The organism is Mesorhizobium sp. BR1-1-6 (genome assembly GCF_020165355.1).
GTDB lineage: Bacteria > Pseudomonadota > Alphaproteobacteria > Rhizobiales > Rhizobiaceae > Mesorhizobium.
The window spans coordinates 375,096-396,770 of sequence record NZ_JAIUHZ010000004.1 but is presented as its reverse complement, the minus strand read 5'-3'; the positions used below and the strand labels follow the sequence as shown (position 1 = coordinate 396,770).

General features: G+C 64.0%; 20 protein-coding genes. 4 read left to right on the top strand and 16 right to left on the bottom strand.

Features of this window, described 5'->3' with window-relative positions; all coding sequences use genetic code 11:
• Nucleotides 1–7: 7 nt before the first annotated feature.
• The 11 genes from LB545_RS11865 to LB545_RS11815 form a co-directional block, all read right to left on the bottom strand.
• Nucleotides 8–682 (bottom strand): response regulator transcription factor, encoded by a 675-nt coding sequence (locus tag LB545_RS11865; RefSeq protein ID WP_181165141.1) that lies wholly within the window; start codon nt 680–682, stop codon nt 8–10.
• A gap of 343 nt (nt 683–1,025) precedes the next feature.
• Entirely contained in the window at nt 1,026–2,570 is a 1,545-nt protein-coding gene (locus tag LB545_RS11860) for a Do family serine endopeptidase (protein ID WP_140494686.1), read from the bottom strand.
• A 135-nt stretch (nt 2,571–2,705) separates the two neighbouring features.
• Entirely contained in the window at nt 2,706–3,173 is a 468-nt protein-coding gene (locus tag LB545_RS11855) for a cytochrome c-type biogenesis protein (RefSeq protein WP_140494688.1), read from the bottom strand.
• The gene (locus tag LB545_RS11850; RefSeq protein ID WP_224705064.1) at nt 3,170–5,161 is read right to left on the bottom strand and encodes a heme lyase CcmF/NrfE family subunit; all 1,992 of its coding nucleotides are present in this window, start codon (nt 5,159–5,161) and stop codon (nt 3,170–3,172) included. Before LB545_RS11850 ends, LB545_RS11855 begins: the two co-directional genes overlap by 4 nt.
• Before the next feature lie 29 nt (nt 5,162–5,190).
• A complete protein-coding gene (ccmE, locus tag LB545_RS11845; protein WP_140494692.1) occupies nt 5,191–5,634 on the bottom strand; it encodes a cytochrome c maturation protein CcmE in 444 nt (147 codons plus the stop codon).
• A 14-nt stretch (nt 5,635–5,648) separates the two neighbouring features.
• Nucleotides 5,649–6,803, bottom strand: a complete 1,155-nt coding sequence (ccmI, locus tag LB545_RS11840) for a c-type cytochrome biogenesis protein CcmI (protein WP_224705062.1) — start codon at nt 6,801–6,803, stop codon at nt 5,649–5,651.
• A gap of 127 nt (nt 6,804–6,930) precedes the next feature.
• Complete coding sequence (locus LB545_RS11835; protein WP_140494696.1) at nt 6,931–7,368, bottom strand: hypothetical protein; 438 nt, start codon at nt 7,366–7,368, stop codon at nt 6,931–6,933.
• A gap of 187 nt (nt 7,369–7,555) precedes the next feature.
• Nucleotides 7,556–8,944, bottom strand: coding sequence for an ATP-binding protein (locus LB545_RS11830; RefSeq protein WP_318012534.1), 1,389 nt, complete (start codon nt 8,942–8,944; stop codon nt 7,556–7,558).
• Between the two features lie 28 nt (nt 8,945–8,972).
• Entirely contained in the window at nt 8,973–9,638 is a 666-nt protein-coding gene (locus tag LB545_RS11825) for a response regulator transcription factor (RefSeq protein WP_140494700.1), read from the bottom strand.
• A gap of 71 nt (nt 9,639–9,709) precedes the next feature.
• The gene (locus LB545_RS11820; RefSeq protein ID WP_140494702.1) at nt 9,710–10,000 is read right to left on the bottom strand and encodes a hypothetical protein; all 291 of its coding nucleotides are present in this window, start codon (nt 9,998–10,000) and stop codon (nt 9,710–9,712) included.
• Nucleotides 10,001–10,173: 173 nt separating this feature from the next.
• Nucleotides 10,174–10,581: a DUF3168 domain-containing protein gene (locus LB545_RS11815; protein WP_140494704.1), complete on the bottom strand. Its 408-nt coding sequence runs from the start codon at nt 10,579–10,581 to the stop codon at nt 10,174–10,176.
• Nucleotides 10,582–10,837: 256 nt separating this feature from the next.
• Between LB545_RS11815 and LB545_RS11810 the strand changes: the two genes are divergently transcribed.
• A complete protein-coding gene (locus tag LB545_RS11810; RefSeq protein ID WP_140520722.1) occupies nt 10,838–11,626 on the top strand; it encodes a 2-keto-4-pentenoate hydratase in 789 nt (262 codons plus the stop codon).
• Nucleotides 11,627–11,671: 45 nt separating this feature from the next.
• On the opposite strand, the gene LB545_RS11805 is transcribed toward LB545_RS11810, so the two are convergent.
• The 5 genes from LB545_RS11805 to LB545_RS11785 all read right to left on the bottom strand — a co-directional run bounded on the left by LB545_RS11805 (nt 11,672) and on the right by LB545_RS11785 (nt 16,664).
• Complete coding sequence (locus tag LB545_RS11805; protein WP_140580854.1) at nt 11,672–12,478, bottom strand: ABC transporter permease; 807 nt, start codon at nt 12,476–12,478, stop codon at nt 11,672–11,674.
• A 3-nt stretch (nt 12,479–12,481) separates the two neighbouring features.
• Entirely contained in the window at nt 12,482–13,315 is an 834-nt protein-coding gene (locus LB545_RS11800) for an ABC transporter permease (RefSeq protein ID WP_140559435.1), read from the bottom strand.
• Between the two features lie 16 nt (nt 13,316–13,331).
• A complete protein-coding gene (locus LB545_RS11795) occupies nt 13,332–14,444 on the bottom strand; it encodes an ABC transporter substrate-binding protein (protein WP_140494711.1) in 1,113 nt (370 codons plus the stop codon).
• Nucleotides 14,445–14,513: 69 nt separating this feature from the next.
• Nucleotides 14,514–15,608: an ABC transporter ATP-binding protein gene (locus LB545_RS11790; RefSeq protein ID WP_140494713.1), complete on the bottom strand. Its 1,095-nt coding sequence runs from the start codon at nt 15,606–15,608 to the stop codon at nt 14,514–14,516.
• Nucleotides 15,609–15,767: 159 nt separating this feature from the next.
• Nucleotides 15,768–16,664, bottom strand: coding sequence for a LysR substrate-binding domain-containing protein (locus tag LB545_RS11785; protein WP_140494716.1), 897 nt, complete (start codon nt 16,662–16,664; stop codon nt 15,768–15,770).
• 75 nt (nt 16,665–16,739) lie between these two features.
• On the opposite strand from LB545_RS11785, the gene LB545_RS11780 reads away from it, so the two are divergent.
• The 3 genes from LB545_RS11780 to LB545_RS11770 all read left to right on the top strand — a co-directional run bounded on the left by LB545_RS11780 (nt 16,740) and on the right by LB545_RS11770 (nt 21,648).
• The gene (locus LB545_RS11780; protein ID WP_181167740.1) at nt 16,740–18,329 is read left to right on the top strand and encodes an amidohydrolase; all 1,590 of its coding nucleotides are present in this window, start codon (nt 16,740–16,742) and stop codon (nt 18,327–18,329) included.
• A gap of 28 nt (nt 18,330–18,357) precedes the next feature.
• Nucleotides 18,358–19,290 carry a dimethylarginine dimethylaminohydrolase family protein gene (locus tag LB545_RS11775; RefSeq protein WP_140494721.1) on the top strand — a complete coding sequence of 311 codons (933 nt, stop codon included), beginning with the start codon at nt 18,358–18,360 and terminating at the stop codon, nt 19,288–19,290.
• 204 nt (nt 19,291–19,494) lie between these two features.
• Nucleotides 19,495–21,648 (top strand): transglycosylase domain-containing protein, encoded by a 2,154-nt coding sequence (locus LB545_RS11770; protein WP_140494725.1) that lies wholly within the window; start codon nt 19,495–19,497, stop codon nt 21,646–21,648.
• The last annotated feature ends 27 nt before the right edge of the window (nt 21,649–21,675 follow it).

The window sequence follows — 21,675 nt, the reverse complement described above, 5'->3', positions numbered from 1 at the left end:
CCGCCGCCTAACCGGCCCTAAGCATGTAGCCGGCGCCGCGAATCGTATGCAGGATGGGCTTGTCGAAGCCTTTTTCGATCTTACCGCGCAGTCGCGAGACATGGACGTCGATAACGTTGGTCTGCGGATCGAAATGATAATCCCAGACATTTTCGAGCAGCATGGTGCGCGTCACCACCTGACCGGCATGGCGCATCAGATATTCAAGCAGGCGGAACTCGCGTGGCTGCAGCGTGATCTCGCGTCCGGCGCGCCTGACCGAATGCGAAAGCCGGTCAAGTTCGAGATCGCCGACGCGGTAGACGGTTTCGGCTTCCTTGGCGCTGGCCCGGCGGTTCAGCACCTCGACGCGGGCAAGCAGCTCGGAAAAGGCATAGGGCTTGGTCAGATAATCGTCGCCGCCGGCGCGTAGGCCGGTGACCCGATCGTCGACCTCGCCCAGCGCCGACAGGATCAGCACCGGCGTGGCGTTCCCCCTGGAGCGCAGGCCGGCGATGACCGAAAGGCCGTCCCGGCGCGGCATCATCCGGTCGATGACCATCACGTCGTAGTCGCCGGCATCGGCGAGCGCGAAGCCGGTCTCGCCGTCACCCGCGACATGCGCGGTGTGCCCGGCCTCGGTAAAGGCTTTCTGCAGATAATCCGCAGCCTCGCGATCGTCTTCTATGACGAGAATCTTCATAGGACCGTTATACGCGATTTCGCTGGAAGATTGAGTAGCCGGCATCTGCATTTTAGCCTTCGCCAAAGCGCATCGCGATCAAGATGATCCAGGCCGCGCGCGATAAAGTCTTGGTTCTCTGGTGTTACTGGCCCAGACATGCTGCCGGCATGCCGTTGCCACCAAAGCGCTCCGCTTGTTCACTCAGCCTGAGCGCATGGTCCGCGGGCGGAGTGCGGCAGCGGGCGATGGGAAGCCCGCTGCCGCCGGAGGGGAGCACGATGACTGACTAACGTGCTCGGCTCCATACTTCCCGTGCGGCGGCTCGGGGGTGTTTGAAACCACCGCACTGGAAAAGTCGTTGTCAGCCCTTGGCGACGGGCAGCGCCACGAAGCGGTTGTTGTCGTCGCGGGTAATCTGCATCAGGACGGCCTTGCGCCCGGATTTCACCGCTTCGTCCATGGCCTTGGTGACGTCGTCGGTGCCGTTGACTTCCATCGAATTGACCGCGGTGATGATGTCGCCCGGCTGGATGCCACGGTCGGCGGCATCGCTGTCGGGATCGACATCGGTCACCACCAAACCCTTGCCGTTCTCGGATTTGGTGACGGTCAGACCGAGATCGGCGAGCGTATCGGCCTTGGCCGGAGCCGCAGGCTTATCGTCGGCCGAGGCCTGCTTGTCGCTTGAAGGCAGCTTGCCGAGCTCGACCTTGACGCTCTGGCTCTTGCCGTCGCGCCAGACCGTGACGTCAACCGACTTGCCCGGCGAATAGGCGCCAATCAGGCGGGCGAGTTCCTTCGGCGAAGCAACATCCTTGCCGTCGACCTGGGTGATCACGTCACCGGCGGTGATGCCGCTCTTCTTGCCGGGGCCGTCGTCCTGAGCGCTGGATACCAATGCGCCGTTGTTGGACTTCAGGCCGAGCGATTCGGCGATGTCTGATGTGACCGGCTGGATCTCGACGCCGAGCCAGCCGCGCTGCACGGCACCGCTCTTCATCAGATCCTCGACGACCTGCTTGGCGGTCGAGGCAGGAATGTCGAAGGCGATGCCGACGCTGCCGCCGGAAGGCGAGAAGATAGCGGTGTTGATGCCGACCACCTGACCGCTGAGGTTGAAGGTCGGGCCGCCAGAATTGCCGCGGTTGACCGAGGCGTCGATCTGGATGAAATCATCATAGGGACCGGCGCCGATGTCACGGCCCCGCGCCGAGACAATGCCGGCGGTGACGGTGCCGCCGAGACCGAAGGGGTTGCCGACGGCCACGACCCAATCGCCGACCCGAACCTTGGAGTCGTCGGCGAAGTCGACATAGGTAAATTTGCCGCCACCCTCGACCTTGAGCACCGCGAGGTCGGTGCGCGGGTCGGTACCGACCAGCTTGGCGTCGAGTTCCTTGCCGTCATTGGTCACCACGGTGAAGGCGGTGCCCTCTTCGACGACATGGTTGTTGGTGACGAGATAGCCATCCTCGGAGATGAAGAAGCCCGACCCTTGAGCCACCGGGCGCGGCTCGCCATTACCGCGGTCACGATGCCCGAACCGGCGGTGGCCATCGTCGTTCTGGCCGCCCTGATCGCCAAAGCCGCGGAATTCCTTGAAAAAGCGGCGCAGCTGCGGATTGTTGGGCAAATTGTCGAAACCGTCCTGGTCGTCGGAGCCGTCATCGGCGGTGGGCTGGACCTTGGCCTTGACCTTGACGCTGACAACGGCGGGCGAAACGCGCTCGACGACATCGGCGAAGCTGGGGACCTGCGGCGCCTCGACGCGCACGGCATCGGCCAGAACGGGGCTGGTTCCGCTGGTCAACGCGCCAACGCCGATCGCGCCGGCAACGGCGACGGAAGCGACGGCAGCCAGGAGACGCTTGCGGGTGCGGGAATATGAATTGGGGGCAATATTCATGGGGTCTCGTATCCTCTTTTCGAAGGGACGCGCCTTGTCGGCATCCTGAGGAAGAGAATTAGAGCGGCGTACATTACGACGCCATTTCCGACGCATGAAACTTTGGTAATGTTGGCGAACGATCGCCGCCTGCACTCAATCGCGGCGCAGGATCGCCTCCAGTGCCGCCCGCTCATCGGCGGAGAGGGATTTTGTCGCCAGTGTCCGGCGCGATCTCGCGCTGAGCACGACGAACAGGCCACCGGCCAAAAGCAGGATCACCGGCGTGCCCCAAAGCAGAGCGTTGCGCAGGTCGAAGCGCGGCTTCAGCAGCACGAACTCGCCGTAGCGCGAAACCACATAGTCCATCACCTGCTTGTCGGTATCGCCAGCGACCAGGCGCTGGCGCACCAGAACGCGCAGGTCACGGGCAAGATCGGCATCGGATTCGTCGATCGACTGGTTCTGGCAGACCATGCAGCGCAGCCCTTCCGACAGCGCTCGCGCTCTCGCTTCCAGCGTCGGATCGGCAAGCATCTCGTCGGGCTTCACCGCCAGCGCCGTGCCGGCAAAGGACAGCGCCAGCACCATCACGAGCGACGCGATGGACAACTTCGCCTTCATGGCAGGCCCGCGGGGCTCATGGCGTCGGCCTGCTTGCGGCGGCGCGAGGGTGCGCCGACGCGCAGGCGCCTGTCCATCAGCGACATGGCCGCACCAACCATCATGACCAGGCCGCCGCCCCAGATCAGCGTCACCAGCGGTTTCCACCACAGGCGCACCACGACCGATCCGTCATTGCCCTCGTCGCCGAGCGAAATGTAAAGCTGCGAAAGGCCCATCGTCCTGATGCCTGATTCCGTCGTCGTCGTCTGGCGTACCGGATAGAAGCGCTTGGCCGAGCTGATTTCGCCAACCGGACTGCCGCCGACACCGATCAGTTGGAAGCGACCGCGATCCTCGCTGTAATTCGGTCCCTGCGCCGGATGGAGCCCGACGAAACGCAGAGTGTGGCCGGACAATTCGACGGTTTGCCCGGCATGCATCGACAGGATCTTCTCGGTGCCGAAGCAAAGCGTGCCGACGATGCCAAGCGTGGTCAAGCCAAGACCGAGGTGGGCAAGCGCTGTGCCGAAGACCGAGCGCGGCAGGCCGAGCAGGCGCCTGACCATGACCCTCGCAGCCACATTGCCGAACCCCGCCTTGACAGCGAGGTCGGTGAGAGCGCCGAGGATCAGCCAGACGGCAAGACCCACGCCAAGGGCTGCGAATACCGAAGCGCCGTCGATGAACAGGGCGGTTACCAGCGTTGCCAGAAGCGCCGCCGCGAAGGCCGCCATCAGGCGCTGCGCGACGGCGAAGACGTCGCCGCGCTTCCAGGCCAGCAGCGGCCCGAACGGAACCATGGCCAGCAACGGCACCATGAGCGGTCCGAAGGTGAGGTCGAAGAACGGCGCGCCGACCGAAATCTTGTCGGCCGAAAGGGCCTCGACCGCCAGCGGATAGAGCGTACCGACGAGTACGGTGGCGGTGGCCGTGGTCAGGAACAAATTGTTCAGCACCAGCGCGCCTTCGCGCGAAACCGGATGAAAGAGGCCGCCGGCCGTCAGCCTCGAGGCCCGCAGTGCAAACAGCGTCAATGATCCACCGATGAACAGCGTCAGTATGCACAGGATGAAGATGCCGCGCGTCGGATCGGTGGCGAAGGCATGCACCGAGGTCAGGACGCCCGAACGCACCAGGAAGGTGCCGAGCAACGACAGTGAAAAGGTCAGGATGGCGAGCAGCAGCGTCCAGATCTTCAGCGCCGAACGCTTTTCCATGACGATGGCCGAATGGAGCAGCGCGGTGCCCGCGAGCCAGGGCATGAAGGAGGCGTTCTCGACCGGATCCCAGAACCAGAAGCCGCCCCAGCCGAGCTCGTAATAAGCCCAGTACGAGCCCATGGCGATGCCGCCGGTCAGGAACATCCAGGCGACCAGGGTCCACGGCCGCACCCATCGCGCCCAGGACGCATCGATGCGTCCGTCGATGAGCGCGGCTACCGAGAAGGAGAAACAGATCGAGAAGCCGACATAGCCGAGATAGAGCAGTGGCGGGTGCACTGCGAGGCCGAGATCCTGCAGGATGGGATTGAGATCGCGCCCTTCGATGGGCGCCGGTGAAAGCCTGGCGAAGGGATTGGATGTTGCCAGTATAAACAGGAAGAATGTCGCGCCGATCGCACCCTGCACGGCAAGCACGTTGGCGCGTAGCGTCACCGGCAGGTTGGAGCCGAAGGCGGCGACCAGCGCACCGAAAAAGGTCAGGATCAGCACCCAGAGCAGCATCGAGCCTTCGTGATTGCCCCAGGTTCCAGTGATCTTATAGATCATCGGCTGCAGCGAATGGGAATTTTCCCAGACGCTGGCGACCGAGAAATCGGAGCTCGCATAGGCGCTGAGCAGTGCGGCGAAGGACAGCGCCGTCAGGGCAAAGCCGGTGATCGCGACGGGAGCGCCGACCGCCATCAGGCGCTGATTGTTGGTGCGGGCGCCAAACAGCGGCACCACCGTCTGCACCAGCGCCAGCGCGAAGGCCAGGACCAGCGCGAAATGTCCGGTCTCAACCATGATCGCCAACCCGGCTATATCGAGCCTGCCTATTCACTCTTGCTCTCCTGCCAAACGCCCTTGGCCTTCAGCCCATCGGCCACTTCCTTGGGCATGTAGCGCTCGTCGTGCTTGGCCAGAACGCTGTCGGCCACAAAGACGCCATCCGGGCCGAACGTGCCTTCGGTGATGACCCCCTGCTCCTCGCGAAATAGGTCAGGCAGGATGCCTGTATAGGTGACCTTGACCGATTTATGGGTGTCGGTCACAGAAAACGCCACTGTCGCCCCCTGCCCGCGCTGGATCGTGCCTTTTTCCACCAGGCCGCCCAGCCTGATGCGCTGGCCCGGCTGCACCGTCGCCGTGGCCAGATCGGCGGGCATGTAGAAATAGGACGCCTTCTGGCCGAGCGCATAGAATGTCAGGCCGGTGGCGGCGCCGAGGAAGGCCAGGCCGCCCGCGATCACCGACAATCGTTTCTGTTTGCGTGTCATTGTCCGGTCCAGCCCTATTGCGTCGCCGTCAGGCCGAGCGAAGCGGCAAAAGCGGTGAATTTCCTGGCTTCGTCACTGTCGGCTCCAAAGACGGCAATAGCTCGGCTCAACGCCTCGCGCGCCTGGTCGGCCTTGCCCAGCACGATGTATGAACGAACGAGCCGCATCCATCCTTCCGGGTCGCGCGGATTCTGCCGCAGCTTCTCGTCGAGCCCGGCGACCATGGTGTTGATCATGGCTTCCCTGTCCTGCGGCGACATCGATGAAGCGGCATCGATATCGCCCGCGGTCGCTCCGTTTGCCGGCTCGCTCGAAGCGACGCCTGCATTGTCGGCGCCGGAACTACCGGACTTGGCCAGCGCCTGCTCGATCGCGCCGCGCCATGGCGAATCCTTCGGCAGTGTGCCCAGCATCGCCTGCCAGGCCGCGGCCGCCTCCTTGCTGCGACCCTCCTGGGCCAAGGCCATGGCAAGGTAGAAGCTGGCTTTGGCATTGGCCGGGTCAAGCTTCAGGGCCGCTTCGAAAGCCTCCTGGGCATCCGCCGAAACGATGCCGCCGGCGGCGCTGGCGATCGCCTCGCCGAGACCGGCCCGGCGAACGGCGCTGTCGCCGTCGAGGCGAATGGCGTTGCGATAGGCGGTGACCGCGTCGGAAAAGCGCTGCATGCGCAGATAGACCGGCGCCAGCACGTCCCATCCCCTGCCGTCGGACGGATTGGCGGCAAGATGGGCTTCGGCGCGAGCCACAAGTTCGTCGACCGAGCTGTCGGCCGGATTCTTGGCCAAGCGCTCGCTGAGCGGCTGCGAGGGCAGATCAGGCGAGCCGATGTTGATGTAGAGGCCCCAACTGACCAGCGGCACCGCCAGCACGGCCGCGGTGGCGACAAGCCGCGTCGCGACGGATGTGCGTCCGACGGATGCGCTGCCGGCCTGGTCCGCATTGTCGAGGCGAAGGATGCGCCGGGCGATCTCGGCGCGCGCCTCATCGGCTTCGGCAGGCTTGATCAGGCCACGGGCGGCGTCGCGGTCGAGTTCGGACAGTTGATCGCGATAAACTTCCAGATCGTGCTCGCCGCTCGAAGACGCGCTTCTGGCGCCACCGGCCAGCGGCAGCAGCACCGCCAGGCTGGCGCCCAGCGTTAGGATTGCGGCTATGACCCAGAACAGCATGGTTCTTCCAATAACGTCAGAGCCTTGCCCTGCCAACACAAGCATACTGCGACGCTTTGACGGCGGGCGCGCCGCATATCCTTCATCGACATCAACCGGCCGGGTCCGAAATGGACCGGCTAGCCTGTCAGGTGAGCGGCGTCCAACTGCCATCGGCGTTGCGGCAAGCCGTTCCACGCGCCGTGACCCCTGCCCCGCCGGTAAAGACGGTCTGCGTGTACTGGCGGCAGTCCTGTGAGCCGACGCGGTAGGGCTGAGCCGGAACCACTTCGCCATAACGGGACGCCTGGGTGCCCTTCCACGTCACCTTCTGGCCGCTCGTGGTGTATTCGAGCGCCTTGTATTCAGCCTCCAGCGCGCTGCGCTTCTCGGCTTCGCTAAGGCCGCTGCCGACCGCCCCGCCGATGAGGCCGCCGCCCATCGCCGAAATGATCGTCGTGGCGACTTTGCCGCTGCTGGGTGGCGTGGAGGCCGGCGTCGCAGCGATGGTGGGAGCCTTGCCGCCCAAGGTGGTGCAGCCGGAAACGGCCATCAATGCGGAAACAAGCGCGACGCGAATCTTCATGCCAACAACCGGTTTTCTTGAGCTGGAGCCTGTCATGGATGAGCCGGGGGCCGCGTCATCGGAGAAGTCGGCGAGCCTATAATGTTGATATTTGTCGGAAATTTGGCCGTTGGGCCCGCTACGGAGCCAATCGGTGCGCCGCCATAACATGCCCAGCCCGTCAATGTCGATCGGCCGGGGAAAGGCATCACTGAAGGCTCCGCAATCGCACTACCGCCTTCAATCCGCCCATGCCGGACCGTTCGAGCAGCAGTATGCCTCCATACTCGTTGACGAGGTCGGCGACAATGGCCAAGCCGAGACCCGTGCCCGGCTTGGTCTCGTCCAGGCGTCGTCCGCGTTTCAACGCTTCGCGCGCTTTTTCCTCGGGTATACCCGGTCCGTCGTCTTCGATGGCGATCTCGAACATGTTGTCGTCCTTGTCACCCACGGGAACGACGGAAATCGAAACCGCGCTCTTCGCCCATTTCATCGCGTTTTCGAGCAGATTGCCGAGCAACTCCTCGAGGTCCTCGCGCTCGCCGGCAAAGACGATCTCGATCGGCGGCAGCGACAACGACAGGTTGGTCTGCGGATTGAGCTTCTGCAAGACCCTGACCATGCGCTGCACCAACGGCGCTATCGGCGTGCGATAGACGACGCTGTCGCGCTGCGCCGCGACGCGGGCGCGCTGGAGATAGTGATCGACCTGCTTCTGCATGGAAGCGGCCTGTTCGGCGATCAGTTGCCCCTTGGCGCCACCAAGCGCCCGCCCCTCGTTGAGCAGCACCGCCAGCGGTGTCTTCAGGGAATGGGCGAGATTGCCGACCTGAGTCCGCGAGCGCTCGACGATACGCCGGTTGTTCTCGATCAAGGCATTGGTTTCGTTGGCAAGCGGTTCAATCTCGGCTGGAAACTGGCCGTCAAGTCTTTGCGCGGTGCCTTCGCGCACCATGGCGAGCGCGTTCCTGACCCTTCGCAGCGGTTGCAGGCCGAGCAGGATGGCGATGGCGTTGATGGCGATCATGCCGACGCCGAACAGGGAAAGGTAGGTCAGGAGGCGGCGCTGGAAGGTGGCGATCTCCTGTTCCAGTTCGGTCTTGTTGCCCATGACGCGAAAGCGGGCGGCGCGGTTCTTGGCATCGAGAACGAATTCGCTCTCGAACACGACCAACTCCTCGCCATCGATGCCCTGCGCCGCGTAGCTGCGCTGGAAATTGGCGTTGAAGGGAACGTCCGCCACATCGGGCGACGGGATCGTCCTGGTCATCGACGATGAGTGGAGATTGCCGTGCACCCCTTCCGAGGCGGGTTCGACGGACCAGTACCAGCCCGAATTCGGTTCCGAGAAGCGGAGGTCGCCGAGATCCGGAGCGCCGGTGAGCGCGCCGGTGTCGGAAATGCCGATGGAGCCGATCAGGTTGAACAGATGCGCAGAAAGCAGGCTGTCGAAACCGCGCTCGCTGGCCTGGCGGTAGAGCGTGGTAATGAGGGTGAAAATGACGATGAGGGTCAGGATCGCCCAGACCGTGGAAAAGGCGATGACGCGGAACGTCAGCGAGCGCGGCCACAGGCGCAGCGAGAGCCGCTTGCTCACGGTTGGGTTGGTAGGGAGCGGTTTCGCCTTACGCCTCCGGCTCACGCATGCGATAACCCATGCCGCGCACGGTTTCGATCATGTCGATGCCCATTTTCTTGCGGAGCCGTCCGACAAACACCTCGATCGTATTGGAATCGCGGTCGAAATCCTGGTCGTAGAGATGCTCTACCAGTTCGGTCCGCGAGACGACCTCGCCCATGTGATGCATCAGGTAGGCAAGCAAGCGGAACTCATGCGATGTCAGCTTCAACGGCACGCCGGCGACGTCGGCCTTCGAGGCCTTGGTGTCGAGGCGCAGCGGCCCGCAGGTCAGTTCGGATGAGGCGTGGCCGGCGGCGCGGCGGATCAGCGCCCTGACCCGCGCCAGGACTTCCTCGATGTGGAACGGCTTGGTGACATAGTCGTCCGCGCCGGCGTCGATGCCGGAGACCTTGTCGCTCCAGCGGTCGCGGGCGGTCAGGATCAGCACCGGCATCTTGCGGCCGCCGCGCCGCCAGCGCTCGACCACGCTGATGCCGTCCATCTGCGGCAGGCCGATGTCGAGCACGACCGCGTCGTAGGGCTCGGTGTCACCGAGAAAATGGCCCTCCTCGCCGTCATATGCCCGGTCGACAACATAGCCGGCGTCGACCAGCGCATCCGATATCTGCCGGTTGAGATCCTTGTCATCCTCGACGACCAGTACGCGCATGCGAAGACCACTGCCTGTTGACCGATTGCTTCAGCTATAGGCCGATTCCGCCGGCCTGGGAAACGACGGGGTCAGTTCTGCGGGACGACGATCTCGGAGCGGCGCGGACGCTGCCCGTTCTTGCCCGGAACGAGCACGACGATGACGCAGACCGGCTGCCCGCCTCGCGTCGACTGCGAGGCCTTGGCAAGCGTCCCGCCATTCTGCTCGGCCACCTGCTGGCCGATCGCGTAGCAGTCGGCCGCCGCCACGACAATCGATTCATCCTGCGCGGCTGCCGGCGCAACGCTTGCCGGCACCGCAAGCAGCCCGGCGCAGAGCGCCAGGGTCGCGGTTCGGAAATGGGAGCGAAGCGTTCTCATGGCCAGCGTTGTAACGCATCGGCGCTGAACGTGAAATGAACGGTGATCGCCGCTGAAACCATGCTCGCCACCCCTGCAATGCGAGACAAACAAATTGAGATTTCACCGCCCAACCCGATGAAACCCATGAAGTTCCAGTCTAGACTCCGTTTCGTTCATATTGAAAGCTCGCGTCAGGCGTTTTCCTGGGTCAGCGCCCGAAAACGCAGCAGGCCGTGATGGACAAGCAGTTCCTCGTCATAGCGCGCCTCGCTGAATTCGAGCGACAGGCGTGTCTGGCCGCGAGCGCCGACCTCCAGCACCGCGTCGGCAAGGCGCGCCTCGATGGCATCCATGATGGCGCGCGTTTCGGCTTCGCCATGGGCCTTCGACCAGACATGCAGCGTAATAAGTTGATCGTCGCGGTTCTCGGCGCCAGTGTCCCAGTCAAAGGCGCAGGTCTGGCCGCATGTCACATAGGGAAAGGCGACGTTGTCGGTTGGTTGTTCGCGCAGTCCGGCGCCGCCCAGCAGAGCCGACAGGGACGGATCGCTTTTCAGCCTCAGGAACAGTGCCTGTTGCAAATCGCCGGGCGCCGTCATCGCTTCTCCCTCACCCGGTGCGCTATCGACCCTGCTTGCCAGAAGCTCTTCCGCACTCCAGACGCTTTGCCTTATATAGCCATTTACCGAACGAACACGATTGCCGATTCGTTGTCACGATGATGAATGTCGATGATCTCGAAAATACGACTTCCCGACAATCTCGTCAGCGACGATGAATAGCGGGTACCCTTTGCGAACCGCAAGCATCAGCAACGCCCGGCAGCGCCGCATTTCCTAATTTCAGGAGCTGATCATGCTCGATCCAGAAAAGGCCAGGGCCGCGTCGCGCCTCCTGGTAGGCCATTGGGACAAGGGCACCCGCCTCGACGCTATACCCGAGGAATTGCGGCCGAAGACGCGGGCCGAAGGCTACGCCATCCAGTCGCACGTCATGGATCGCTCAGTGGCTCCGCTCTTCGGCTGGAAGATCGCGGCAACCAGCCTGGCCGGCCAGCGGCATATCAACGTTGATGGCCCGATGGCCGGGCGCCTCCTCGCCGAGAAGGCGGTCGAGGTTGGAGGCTCCGTTTCCCTGGCGACAAGCAAGATGCGTGTCGCCGAGATCGAATTCGCGTTCCGGTTCGGCCGTCAGTTGCCGCCTCGCCCGGCGCCTTATGAAATCGGTGATGTAGTGGACGCCGTGGCGAGTTTGCATCCGGCGATCGAAATACCGGACTCCCGCTATGACGATTTCTGCGCTGTCGGCGCGCCGCAGCTCATCGCCGACAATGCCTGCGCCAATCTGTTCGTCATCGGCGAGGCGGCGGAAGACGATTGGCGTGACGTAGATTTCGCGAAGCACCCGGTGGCCGCTTCTGTCTCTGGAAGGTCGCAGCATATCGGATCAGGAGCAGCCGTGTTGGGCGATCCGCGTGTTGCGCTGACCTGGATCGTCAACGAATTGTCGGGGCTGGGCATAACGCTCCAGCCGGGGCAAGTGGTGATAACCGGCACCTGCGTGACGCCGATAAATGTCGAGGCCGGCGACGAAGTCATCGGCGATTTGGGCAGGTTCGGCCGGGTCTCGGTGCGCTTCTGCTAGCAGTTTTACCCCTGTGACAATCCCCTGAGGCAGACAGGCCCCCGGTCATTGTCCTCCACGCAGCCGCACCACAACGCTGCGCACTGCAAGCACCAGCACGGTGATGACGATCAGGATCACTGAAAGGGCCGCGATCGCCGGGTCGATATTGTCGCGCAGACCCATCCACATCAACCTGGGCAGCGTGATGGCGTTGACCGAGGTGATGAACAGCGTGACGCCGATTTCCTCCCAGGAGAGCACGAAGGACAGCAGTGCCGCGGTGACGATGCCGAATTTGATGTTGGGCATGATGATGCGCGTGGCGCGCTCCCAGACGCTGGCGCCAAGGCCACGCGCTGCGAGGTCGATACGGCGGTCAAGCTGGCTGAGGGAGACCAGGATCAGCACCGTGGCGAAGGGCACCGTCATCACCGAATGCGCCATGGCCACACCCAGCCAGGTGTCGTAGCCGAAAAAGGAACTGACGCCGGAGATCGAGGTGAGCAGGAAATAGAGCGTCACCGCCGAGACCACCGGCGGCACCACCATCGGCAACAGCACGAAGCCGACCAGAGCCGCGGTGAAGCGCGGCTGGAACATCCACACGCCAAGGCTGAAGCACAGTGCCAGCACCGTCGAGATAACACTGCTGACGATGCCGATCCTGATCGAGAGCAGGATGGACTGAAGCCAGCGCGGATCCTCGACCAGCGAGCGGTAGTGGCGCAGCGACAACTCGCCCGTTGGCATCGCCAGCATCCGGCTGGGCGTCAGCGAGACCGGGATCACGGCCAGCAGCGGCAGGAGCAGGAACAGCGCCACCATGACGGCGAGGGCAAGCGAGACGGGACCGGGGCGATAGGTCGGCATAGGCTACACCAATTGCTTCGGTCTGACGTAGCGGAAGAGCAGCGCCATCAGGATGCCGACGAACAACACCAGCACCACGCTGATGGCAGCACCCAGCCCCCAGTCCGGGCTCTGGAAGATGCGGAGATAGATCAATTCGGCGATCATGACGCTGCGGCCACCGCCAAGGATCGCCGGCGTAACGAAGAAGCCGAGCGAGAAGACGAAGACGATCAGCGCGGAGCCGATGATGCCGGAGCGCGTCATCGGCACGAACACCGTCCAGAAGGTGCGCATGCGGCTGGAACCCAGCCCGCGCGCGGCGAGCAGCACACGCTCGTCGAGGCTGCGCATGGAAGACGCCAGCGGAAAGACGGCGAAAGGAATGAGGAAGTGCGTCATGCCGACGATGACGCCGAATTCGTTGCGCACCAGCGTCAGCGGTTCGCTAATGAAGCCGATCGACTGCAGCCAGGTGTTGATCAGGCCGCGGTTGGAGAGAAGCGCCACCCAGCCGAAGGCGCGCGTCAGCACCGATATCCAGAACGGCACCAGGATGCAGAATTCGGCCAGCACCCGCTGCGCCGGGCTGCCGCGCACCCAGACCACGGTGATGGCGTAGGCAGCGGCAACCGACACAACGGTGACGATCGCCGCGATGCGCAGCGTGCGGACGAACACCGACTGTACCAGCGGGTCGGTTATCAGCGCGCCGTACTGGCCAAGCCCCGGCGTCGGCAGTGTGAAGCTCCACTTCACCACGCCGAGGAACGGCCAGGCATAGGCGAGGCCAAGGAACAGGAGCAGCGGCGCCATCAGCAGCGCCGCGCCCATCCTATCCGAGAGAACGCCTCTCATGTCAGCCCAGCGCCGGTCAGGCGGAGATGATCTTGGTATATTCGTCCAGCGCCGCCCCGTAATTCTTGGCGTACCAGTCCATGTCGAGCGGGATCTGCTTCTTCATGTTCTCGGGATCGACCGGGTTGATGCGCTTCTTGTCGGCGGGAACCAGAGCGTCGGCAGCCGGGTTGGCCGGGCCCTGACCGAGCTTGTCGAACATGACAAGCTGCTTTGCAGGGTCCTGCGCGCTGGCGATGAACTTCATCGCCGCGTCCTTGCCGCCGGGGTTGTTCTTCAACACGGCCAGTGCGCCGGGCGAAATCAGGCCCTGGTCCCAGATGAACTTGATCTGACCGCCCGAATCCTGCTCGATCAGCGAGGCTCGCGTCGACCAGACGATCGCCATCGAGGCTTCGCCGTTGAGCAACACGCTCTGGCTTTCCGCGCCGCCGCCCCAATAGGCGACGACGTTCTCCTTGAACGCGGCGATCTTGTCATGCGCGCGCTTGAGGTCGAGCGGATAGAGCGACGCCGGCGCGATGCCGTCGGCGAGAAGAGCCGCCTCCCAGCTCGACACGCCCCATTTGTAGAGGGAGCGCTTGCCGGGGAATTTCTTCACGTCGAAGAAATCGGCCATGCCGGTCGGGGCATTGCTGCCGTATTTCTGCGAATCGTAGGCGATCACATAGGAGAAGAAATAGGTCGAGGCGGCGTAATCCCAGCCGAAACCCGGCCGCATCTTCTTCTTGTCGACTATTGTGTAGTCGATCGGCTCGAGCATGCCTTGCGCGCCAAGCGTGATGGCCGAGAACGGGTCGACGTCGACAAGATCCCAGGTCGGCGCACCGCTTTTAAATTGTGCCGCGATGGCCCCTTCGGTCGGGCCGGAGCCATCCATCTTGACGGTGATGCCGGTGTCCTTGGTGAAAGCCTGGCCATAGGCGGCGTCGTAAGCCGTGATGGCGTCGCCGCCCCAGTTGACCAGCACCAGTTCCTTCGCGGCGGCGAAGGACTTGGTCGAGCGCAGCAGCAGCGGCGTGCCGGCAAGCACGAGGCCTGCAAGTTGCGTGAATTGCCGGCGCGAGATCTCACCGCGCCTTGTCCTTTCGGAGAGCGTTTCGATGGCCTGTTTCTTGGTATCGTTCATGTTAGTTCCCCTTTGTTTTCGTTGATCGAATCCGGAATCCGGTGCGGCGAATTCAGGCCGCGCCGGTGCTCATTGCCCTCCGTCCGGAAGGAGGAAACCCTTTTCCGCCGGCCAGGTCAGCCAGACGGAATTGCCTTTGCTGAGTGCCGCGGCCGCGACCTCGTTCGGCACAGAGACGGTCACCTTCGCACCTTGGCGTGTCGTAAGGTCGAGTTTGGTCGCCGCGCCCAGATAGGTCGATCCGATCGCGGTGGCAGCTATGCCGTTCTCGCCTGCCGCCGCCTCGCGCGCTATCGACATATGTTCTGGCCGGATCGCCAGGATGGCATTGCCATCCACTGCTTCGGCGTTGCCGCGCAGCTTGATTGCCCGGTCTTCGCAGAGCGCGGTCGCGCCATGGTCGGCGACGCGCACGCCCTTCAGCGGCAGCATATTGATCTCGCCCAGGAACTCGGCGACGAAGCGGTTGGCGGGCCGGTCATAGACCTCGTCAGGCGCTCCGACCTGCAACAATTTGCCATGGTTGAAGATGGCGACACGCGAGGACAGCGCCAGCGCCTCGCTCTGGTCGTGGGTGACGAAGACGAAGGTGGTGCCGGTCTCCTGGTGCAGGCGCTTCATCTCGGCCTGCATCTGGCCGCGCAGGCTCTTGTCGAGCGCCGAGAACGGCTCGTCGAGCAAAAGCACGCCCGGCTCGAACACCAGCGCGCGGGCCAGCGCCACGCGTTGTTGCTGGCCGCCGGAAAGCTGCGCCGGCAGCTTCTTCTCGTGGCCGAGCAGACCGACGCGCTCTATCATCTCGCCGACGCTACGCTTGATCTCGGCGGCAGATTTCTTGCGCACCTTGAGGGGAAAGGCGATGTTTTGCTCGACGCTCATATGCGGGAAGAGCGCATAGCCCTGGAACACCATGCCGGCGGCGCGCTGCTCGGCCGGCCGGTCGGTAATGTCGACGCCGTCGCTGAACAGGCGGCCCTCGCTGGGCTGCAGGAAGCCGGCCAGGATCATCAGGAAGGTGGTCTTGCCGGAGCCGGAGGGGCCGAGCAGCGTCAAAAACTCGCCGCGGCCGATATTGAGCGTCAGATTGTCCAGCGCACGGAACGAGCCGAAGCTCTTGCCGATCCCGTTCGCCTTGATCTCTGCGGCCCGGCCGGGTTGCTGCATCCTGCCTCTTCCTTGGTGGCTGGGGGAAATCGTAGGCAGCGCGAAGGCTCACCGCAACCGAATAGTTTTCGCCTGATCGGCAAATTTGATTCATCTATGGCGAATGCCGGCGACGCTGGAGCCGCGAAATTCACCTCTCCTGGGGGAGATCAGTTGATCTCAATATGTCCGCAACCTGTTCTCCGATAGCTTCGACCTCAACCATCCCCCAAACGCCTCCAGCACAGGGTGACCCGCCTTGGCGTGCTCGGAAACCAGGAAATAGGAACGCGGCGACGGGATCGAGGTCTCGAACGGCTTGACCAGCCGGCCCTCACTCAGCGCCCGGCGGCTGGTCAGCTCGTCCCCCATGGCGATGCCCTGGCCGGCAATCGCCGCCGAGAAAACGAGGTTCATGTCGGAAAAGAAGATGCCGCCCTCGGTGTCGGGGTTCTCGACCTTGGCCAGCGCCAGCCAGCGCGCCCAGTCCTCCGTATCGCCAAGATGCAGCAGGTTGGCGCGCAGGACGTCGGCGGGCTTGGAAAAGCCGCCCACTTTGTTGAGTAGCGTCGGGCTGCAGAGCGGCGTGAACGAGATATCGCACAGCAGTTCCACCACGCGGTTCGGCCAGTTGCCGACGCCAAAGGCAATGAAGGCGTCGGCGTCCGGATTGCTGACGTCGTCGAGCCGCCGGGGCGTCAGTATGCTCAGCGCCACGTCCGGATACATCTGCCGGAACTCGCCGATATGGGTGCACAAGAACAGCGAGGCGAAGCCTGGTGTGCATGAGACTGCGAAGGAGCCGCCGACCCCGGTGCCGGCGTTTTGCGCCACCGCGTCGCCGAGCACGGTCAGCGCCTTGCGCACGTCCGCGGCATAGCGCTGGCCGCGCGGCGTCAGCGCCACGCCCTTGCCGATGCGCTCCAGCAGATCGAAGCCGAGGTCGCGTTCGAGCAAGCGCAATTGATGGCTGACCGCACTGCGGGTGAGGTGCAATTCGTCGGCGGCGCGCCAGACGCTGCCATGACGGGCGAAACTGTCGAGGGCGCGCAGCGCCTGCGTCGATGGAATTCTCAAGAGGTGAACCGAATTTGCACGAACCGGGAAAACATATCACTTTTTGGCAAGCCGCTTCACTGCTTTCTTTGGCGCATGGAAAAACCGGTGACGACATCGGCGCAAGAAACCGCTCTTGCCTGCCTCGACGGCATCCAGCCGCTGCTGTCGGCCTGGACGCGCACCATCTTCGACTTCGGCGAGACCGCCTGGCGCGAGTACCAGTCGGCAGATTGGTATGTCGATCGGCTGAAGCGCGAGGGGTTTGCGGTCGAGGAAGGCTCCGCGGGCATGCCGACGGCCTTCTGCGCCCACTGGACCAATGGAGACGGTCCGACCATCGGCATGTATGCCGAATATGACGCCGTGCCCGGCAACTGCCAGAACGCTGCCACGGTGAAGCGGCCCCGCCCAGGGCTCGGCTCCGAAGCCGGCGGCCATACCGATCCGCACTCGGGCCTGGGCATGGCCAGCCTGGGCGGTCTGCTCGCCACAAAGGCCGCCATGCAGCGCCACGGCATTGCAGGCACGCTGCGCTTCACCGGCGAGCCGGCGGAGAAGGTGCGCGGCTCGAAACCGATCCATGCAGCCAAAGGCTATTATGACGGCCTTGCCGGCATGATCTCCTTCCATCCCTTCTACATGCTGCCGCTCTGCAACACTGCGCGCTGGGACACCCATTGCGGCGCTGCCTACGCGATGATCTATCGCTTCATCTGCGATGAGCCCGAGAATTGGGCACGCGCCGCCGGCGACGGCGCCCCGATCCCGCAGGCACATTCGGCGGTTCGCGCGCCCGGCGCCAACGACGCGCTGATGACGATGTACATAGCCTCCAAGGCGCTGCGCGATTCCATGCTGCCGCACCAGGGCGGCTGGTCGATCAGCGAGGCGATCCTGACGGCGGGCCAGGCCACCGCCGACAATCTGCCGGCAGGCCTTGCCGAGATCCAGTACATGATCCGTGTTCCGACCATCGCCATGGCCGAGCAGGTCACCGCCGTGCTCGACCGAAACGCCTCGGCCGCCGCCGCGATCAGCGGCTGCCGCTACGAACGGCACTGGGTTTCGAAGTCGCGGCCGGGGCTGGCCAATCATGCCATGGCCGGGATCGCCTATGAGGCGTTGGCGAGCGTCGGCCCGCCCCGCTGGGACGAGGCGGCGAAGAAGATCGCCCGCGAGATCCAGGTCAATGCCGGTGGGGTGGCGAGCGAAAACCCCTTCATCGACGAGCTGGAGCGGCTGATTGCACCACAGGAGGCAGAGGCGATCCTGCGCCGCGACCTGCCGCCGTCGCAGGTGAACTCGACCTCGGACGACTACACCGATATGAGCTGGCACGCGCCGACGGCGCGTTTCTATGTCGCCCGCCCTGCCCTGCGTTCGGCAAACGGTCATGTTTTTCCAGCTTGGGCGATGAACGCGCTGGGTGGCATCCCGGCGACCATCGACCCGATGGTCATCTGCGCGGCGAAGACCGTCGCGCTATCCGCCCTTCGCCTGCTGGAAGACAAGGCCGCGCGCGACATGGCGATGGACGAGTTCGTCACCCGAACCGGCGGCGGCATTGGCGGTTCGACCTGGATCGCCCCGCTCTGCGACTACGATCCGCCCATCAACTTCCGCTGGCCGGAATATGTCACCACGCCGCGCGGCCGCGACTGGTGGATACCAAGCAAGCAATGACCGCAAACGCCCATACGAGGAGAACCGCATGACCGTTCATGACCGCATCATCGCCGAGCCGTTTTCGCTGCAGCGCCGCAACCCGGCCGGCGGCACCAAGCCGCTGACATCATGGGGTTTCGCCAACGAGACCGACGTCTTGACCGACGTGCTGCTCGGCTCGCCCAATTTCCTGCGCCATCTCTCGACCAGCTCCCTGTCGCGCAAGCACCTGCGCGAGGCGCCCTGCAACATCCAGATCGCGCAGGCACAACACAAGGATCTGGTCGCGGCCTACGAGCATTTCGGCGTCAACATCCACTGGCACGAGCCGACGCCGGAGCTGCCGATGCAGGTCTACTCCCGCGATTCCAGCGTAATGACGCCGTACGGCGCCATCATCACCGCCATGGCCAATTGGTGGCGGCGCGGCGAGAATTACGCCGCCATCCGCACCTATGAAAAACTCGGCATCCCGATCTACGACATGGTCACCGCAGGCACCTTCGAGGGCGGCGATTTCAACGTCATCGAGGATGGCGTGGTGCTGATCGGCTGCGGCGGCGCCCGCACGCAGGAAGAAGGCGCCCGGCAGGTGCAGGCCTGGTTCGAAAAAGAGGGTTGGGAAACACGAATCGCCTTCATCGACGAGTACTATGTCCATATCGACCTGATGGTGGTGCCGATCGCGGAAAAGCTCACCGCCGTCTGCCTCGCCTGCACCGAGCCGGGGATCGTCGACTGGCTGAGGGGCAAAGGGCACGAGATCATCGACGTGCCGTTCCAGGACACGATGGCGCTCGGCTGCAACTTCATGTCGCTGGGCAAGGACAGGGTGATCGCGCCGACATCCAGCCAGTCGCTGATCGGTCAACTCAAGGCGCGCGGCTTCGAAGTGGCGGCCGTCGACATGAGCGAGATCTCCAAGACCGGCGGCGGCATCCACTGCATGGCGCAGGCGTTGAAGCGCGAGGCGGCCTGAGCCCGGAACGGCAACCCCATCTTCGCCCGCCTGATCAGCGTCAGGCGGGTGAATGGCGGTTTGTACCGCCCCCATCAACAAACCCTGCAGGTGTGTCCTCGCCACCCTTGTGGGCGTCCGCAAATGGATGAATAGTCAGGGCGGCGTCGCCCTGAAACTGCCCGCTTGGTTTTCAGGCCGCGCCATAGCCGTCCGGGTTTTTGAATGGTCAGTCCTGAACCACGCAAGAGAAGAGGTGCGATCGCCGCCCGGCTGCTGGCGCTCGACGCATGGATCGATTCTTCTCTCTACGAGATCGGGTTCAAGGCGCGCCAGTTCTGGGAGGGCGCGACGATTTTCTCCCGGCGTTTCCGCGTCAACGGCTGGCGCCGTGGCATCGTCGAGCTTTTGAGCGAAGGTTTCACGCTTGGCGCCGGCGGCATCGTCGTCATGCTGGCGCTGGCTATTCCCGCCTTCCAGGACACGGCCGGCGACTGGCGCGCCCAGGGCGACTTCGCCGTTACCTTCCTCGACCGTTATGGCGACGAGATCGGCCAGCGCGGCATCATCCAGCGCGATTCCGTGCCGGTCGACGAAATGCCGGACCACGTCATCAAGGCGGTGCTTGCCACCGAGGACCGGCGCTTCTTCGACCATTACGGCATCGACGTTCTCGGCCTGTCGCGCGCAATCTTCGAAAATGTGCGGGCAAACTCGGTCGTCCAGGGCGGCTCCAGCATCACGCAGCAGCTGGCCAAGAACCTGTTCCTGACCAATGAGCGCACCTTCGAGCGCAAGATCAAGGAAGCCTTCCTGTCGCTGTGGCTCGAAGCCAATCTGTCGAAGAAGGAAATCTTGCAGCTCTATCTCGACCGCGCCTATATGGGCGGCGGCACGTTCGGCATCGAGGCGGCGGCGGACTTCTATTTCGGCAAGAGCGTCAAGGACCTCAATCTCGCCGAGGCGGCGATGCTTGCAGGCCTGTTCAAGGCGCCGACCAAATACGCGCCGCACATCAACCTGCCGGCGGCGCGCGCGCGCGCCAATGTGGTGCTGTCCAATCTCGTCGATTCCGGCTTCATGACCGAGGGCCAGGTGCTGCAGGCAAGGCTGCATCCGGCCGATGTCGTCGACCGCGGCGAACAGAAGAGCCCCGATTATTTCCTCGACTGGGCCTTCGACGAGGTCAAGAAGATCGCCAAGCCCGGGCAGCACTCGCTGGTGGCGCACACCACCTTCGACGCCAACATCCAGAAGGCGGCAGAAGAGTCGGTGGAGTTCCACCTGCGCCAGTTCGGCAAGGAGTACAACGTCACCGAAGGCGCCGTGGTGGTCATCGAGACCAACGGCGCGGTGCGCGCGATCGTCGGCGGCCGCGACTATGGCGCCAGCCAGTTCAACCGCGCCACCAAGGCACTGCGCCAGACCGGCTCCTCCTTTAAGCCCTACGTCTATGCAACGGCGATGGAGCACGGCTTTACGCCGAATTCGATCGTATCAGGCGGGCCGATCAGCTGGGGCAACTGGTCGCCGCACAATTACGGTGGCGAGTCGGCGGGCAAGGTCCCGCTGATCGTGGCCATGGCCAAGTCGATCAACACGGTGCCCGTGCGGCTTGCCAAGGACTATCTCGGCATCGGGCCGATCAAGGCGATGGCGGAATCATTCGGCGTGGAATCGCCGCTCGAAGCGCACAAGACCATGGTGCTCGGCACCTCGGGCATGACCGTGATGGACCAGGCGACGGGCTACAGCGTGTTCGCGCAGAACGGCTTCGTCGGCTCCAGGCATGGCATCACGCAGCTCGTCACCCGCACCGGCGAGGTGGTCTACGATTTCGCCAAGGATGCGCCGCCGCCGCACCGCGTGCTGTCCGAGCAGGCGCTGAAATCGATGAACACCATGCTTGTCGCGGTACCGGCGATGGGTACCGCCAGGCGCGCGCAGATCCCCAACATCGTCGTCGCCGGCAAGACCGGCACGACGCAATCCTACCGCGATGCCTGGTTCGTCGGCTTCACCGGCAACTACACGGCGGCCGTCTGGCTGGGCAATGACGATTTCACCCCGACCAAGAACATGACAGGCGGCTCGCTGCCGGCGATGGTGTGGCAGCGGCTCATGGTCTATGCGCATCAGAACATCGACCTCAAGCCTATCCCCGGCATCGACAAGCCCTTCGTCGACGAGGAGATCGCGGCCAAGGCCGCGGAAGCGCAGAAGAAGAGCGAGGAACAGGCAGCGGCCGATGCCGCCGCCGAACGGCCGCCGGTGCTGTCCAGCCGGACGACACAGACGCTCAGGGACATGACCCACCTGTTCGAAACGGCGCGCAGGCTCGGTGCATCGGCTCCGCCCGAAACGCTGTCGGCGCTGTGATCGCGGCGCCTCTTCCCTTCTGCCTTC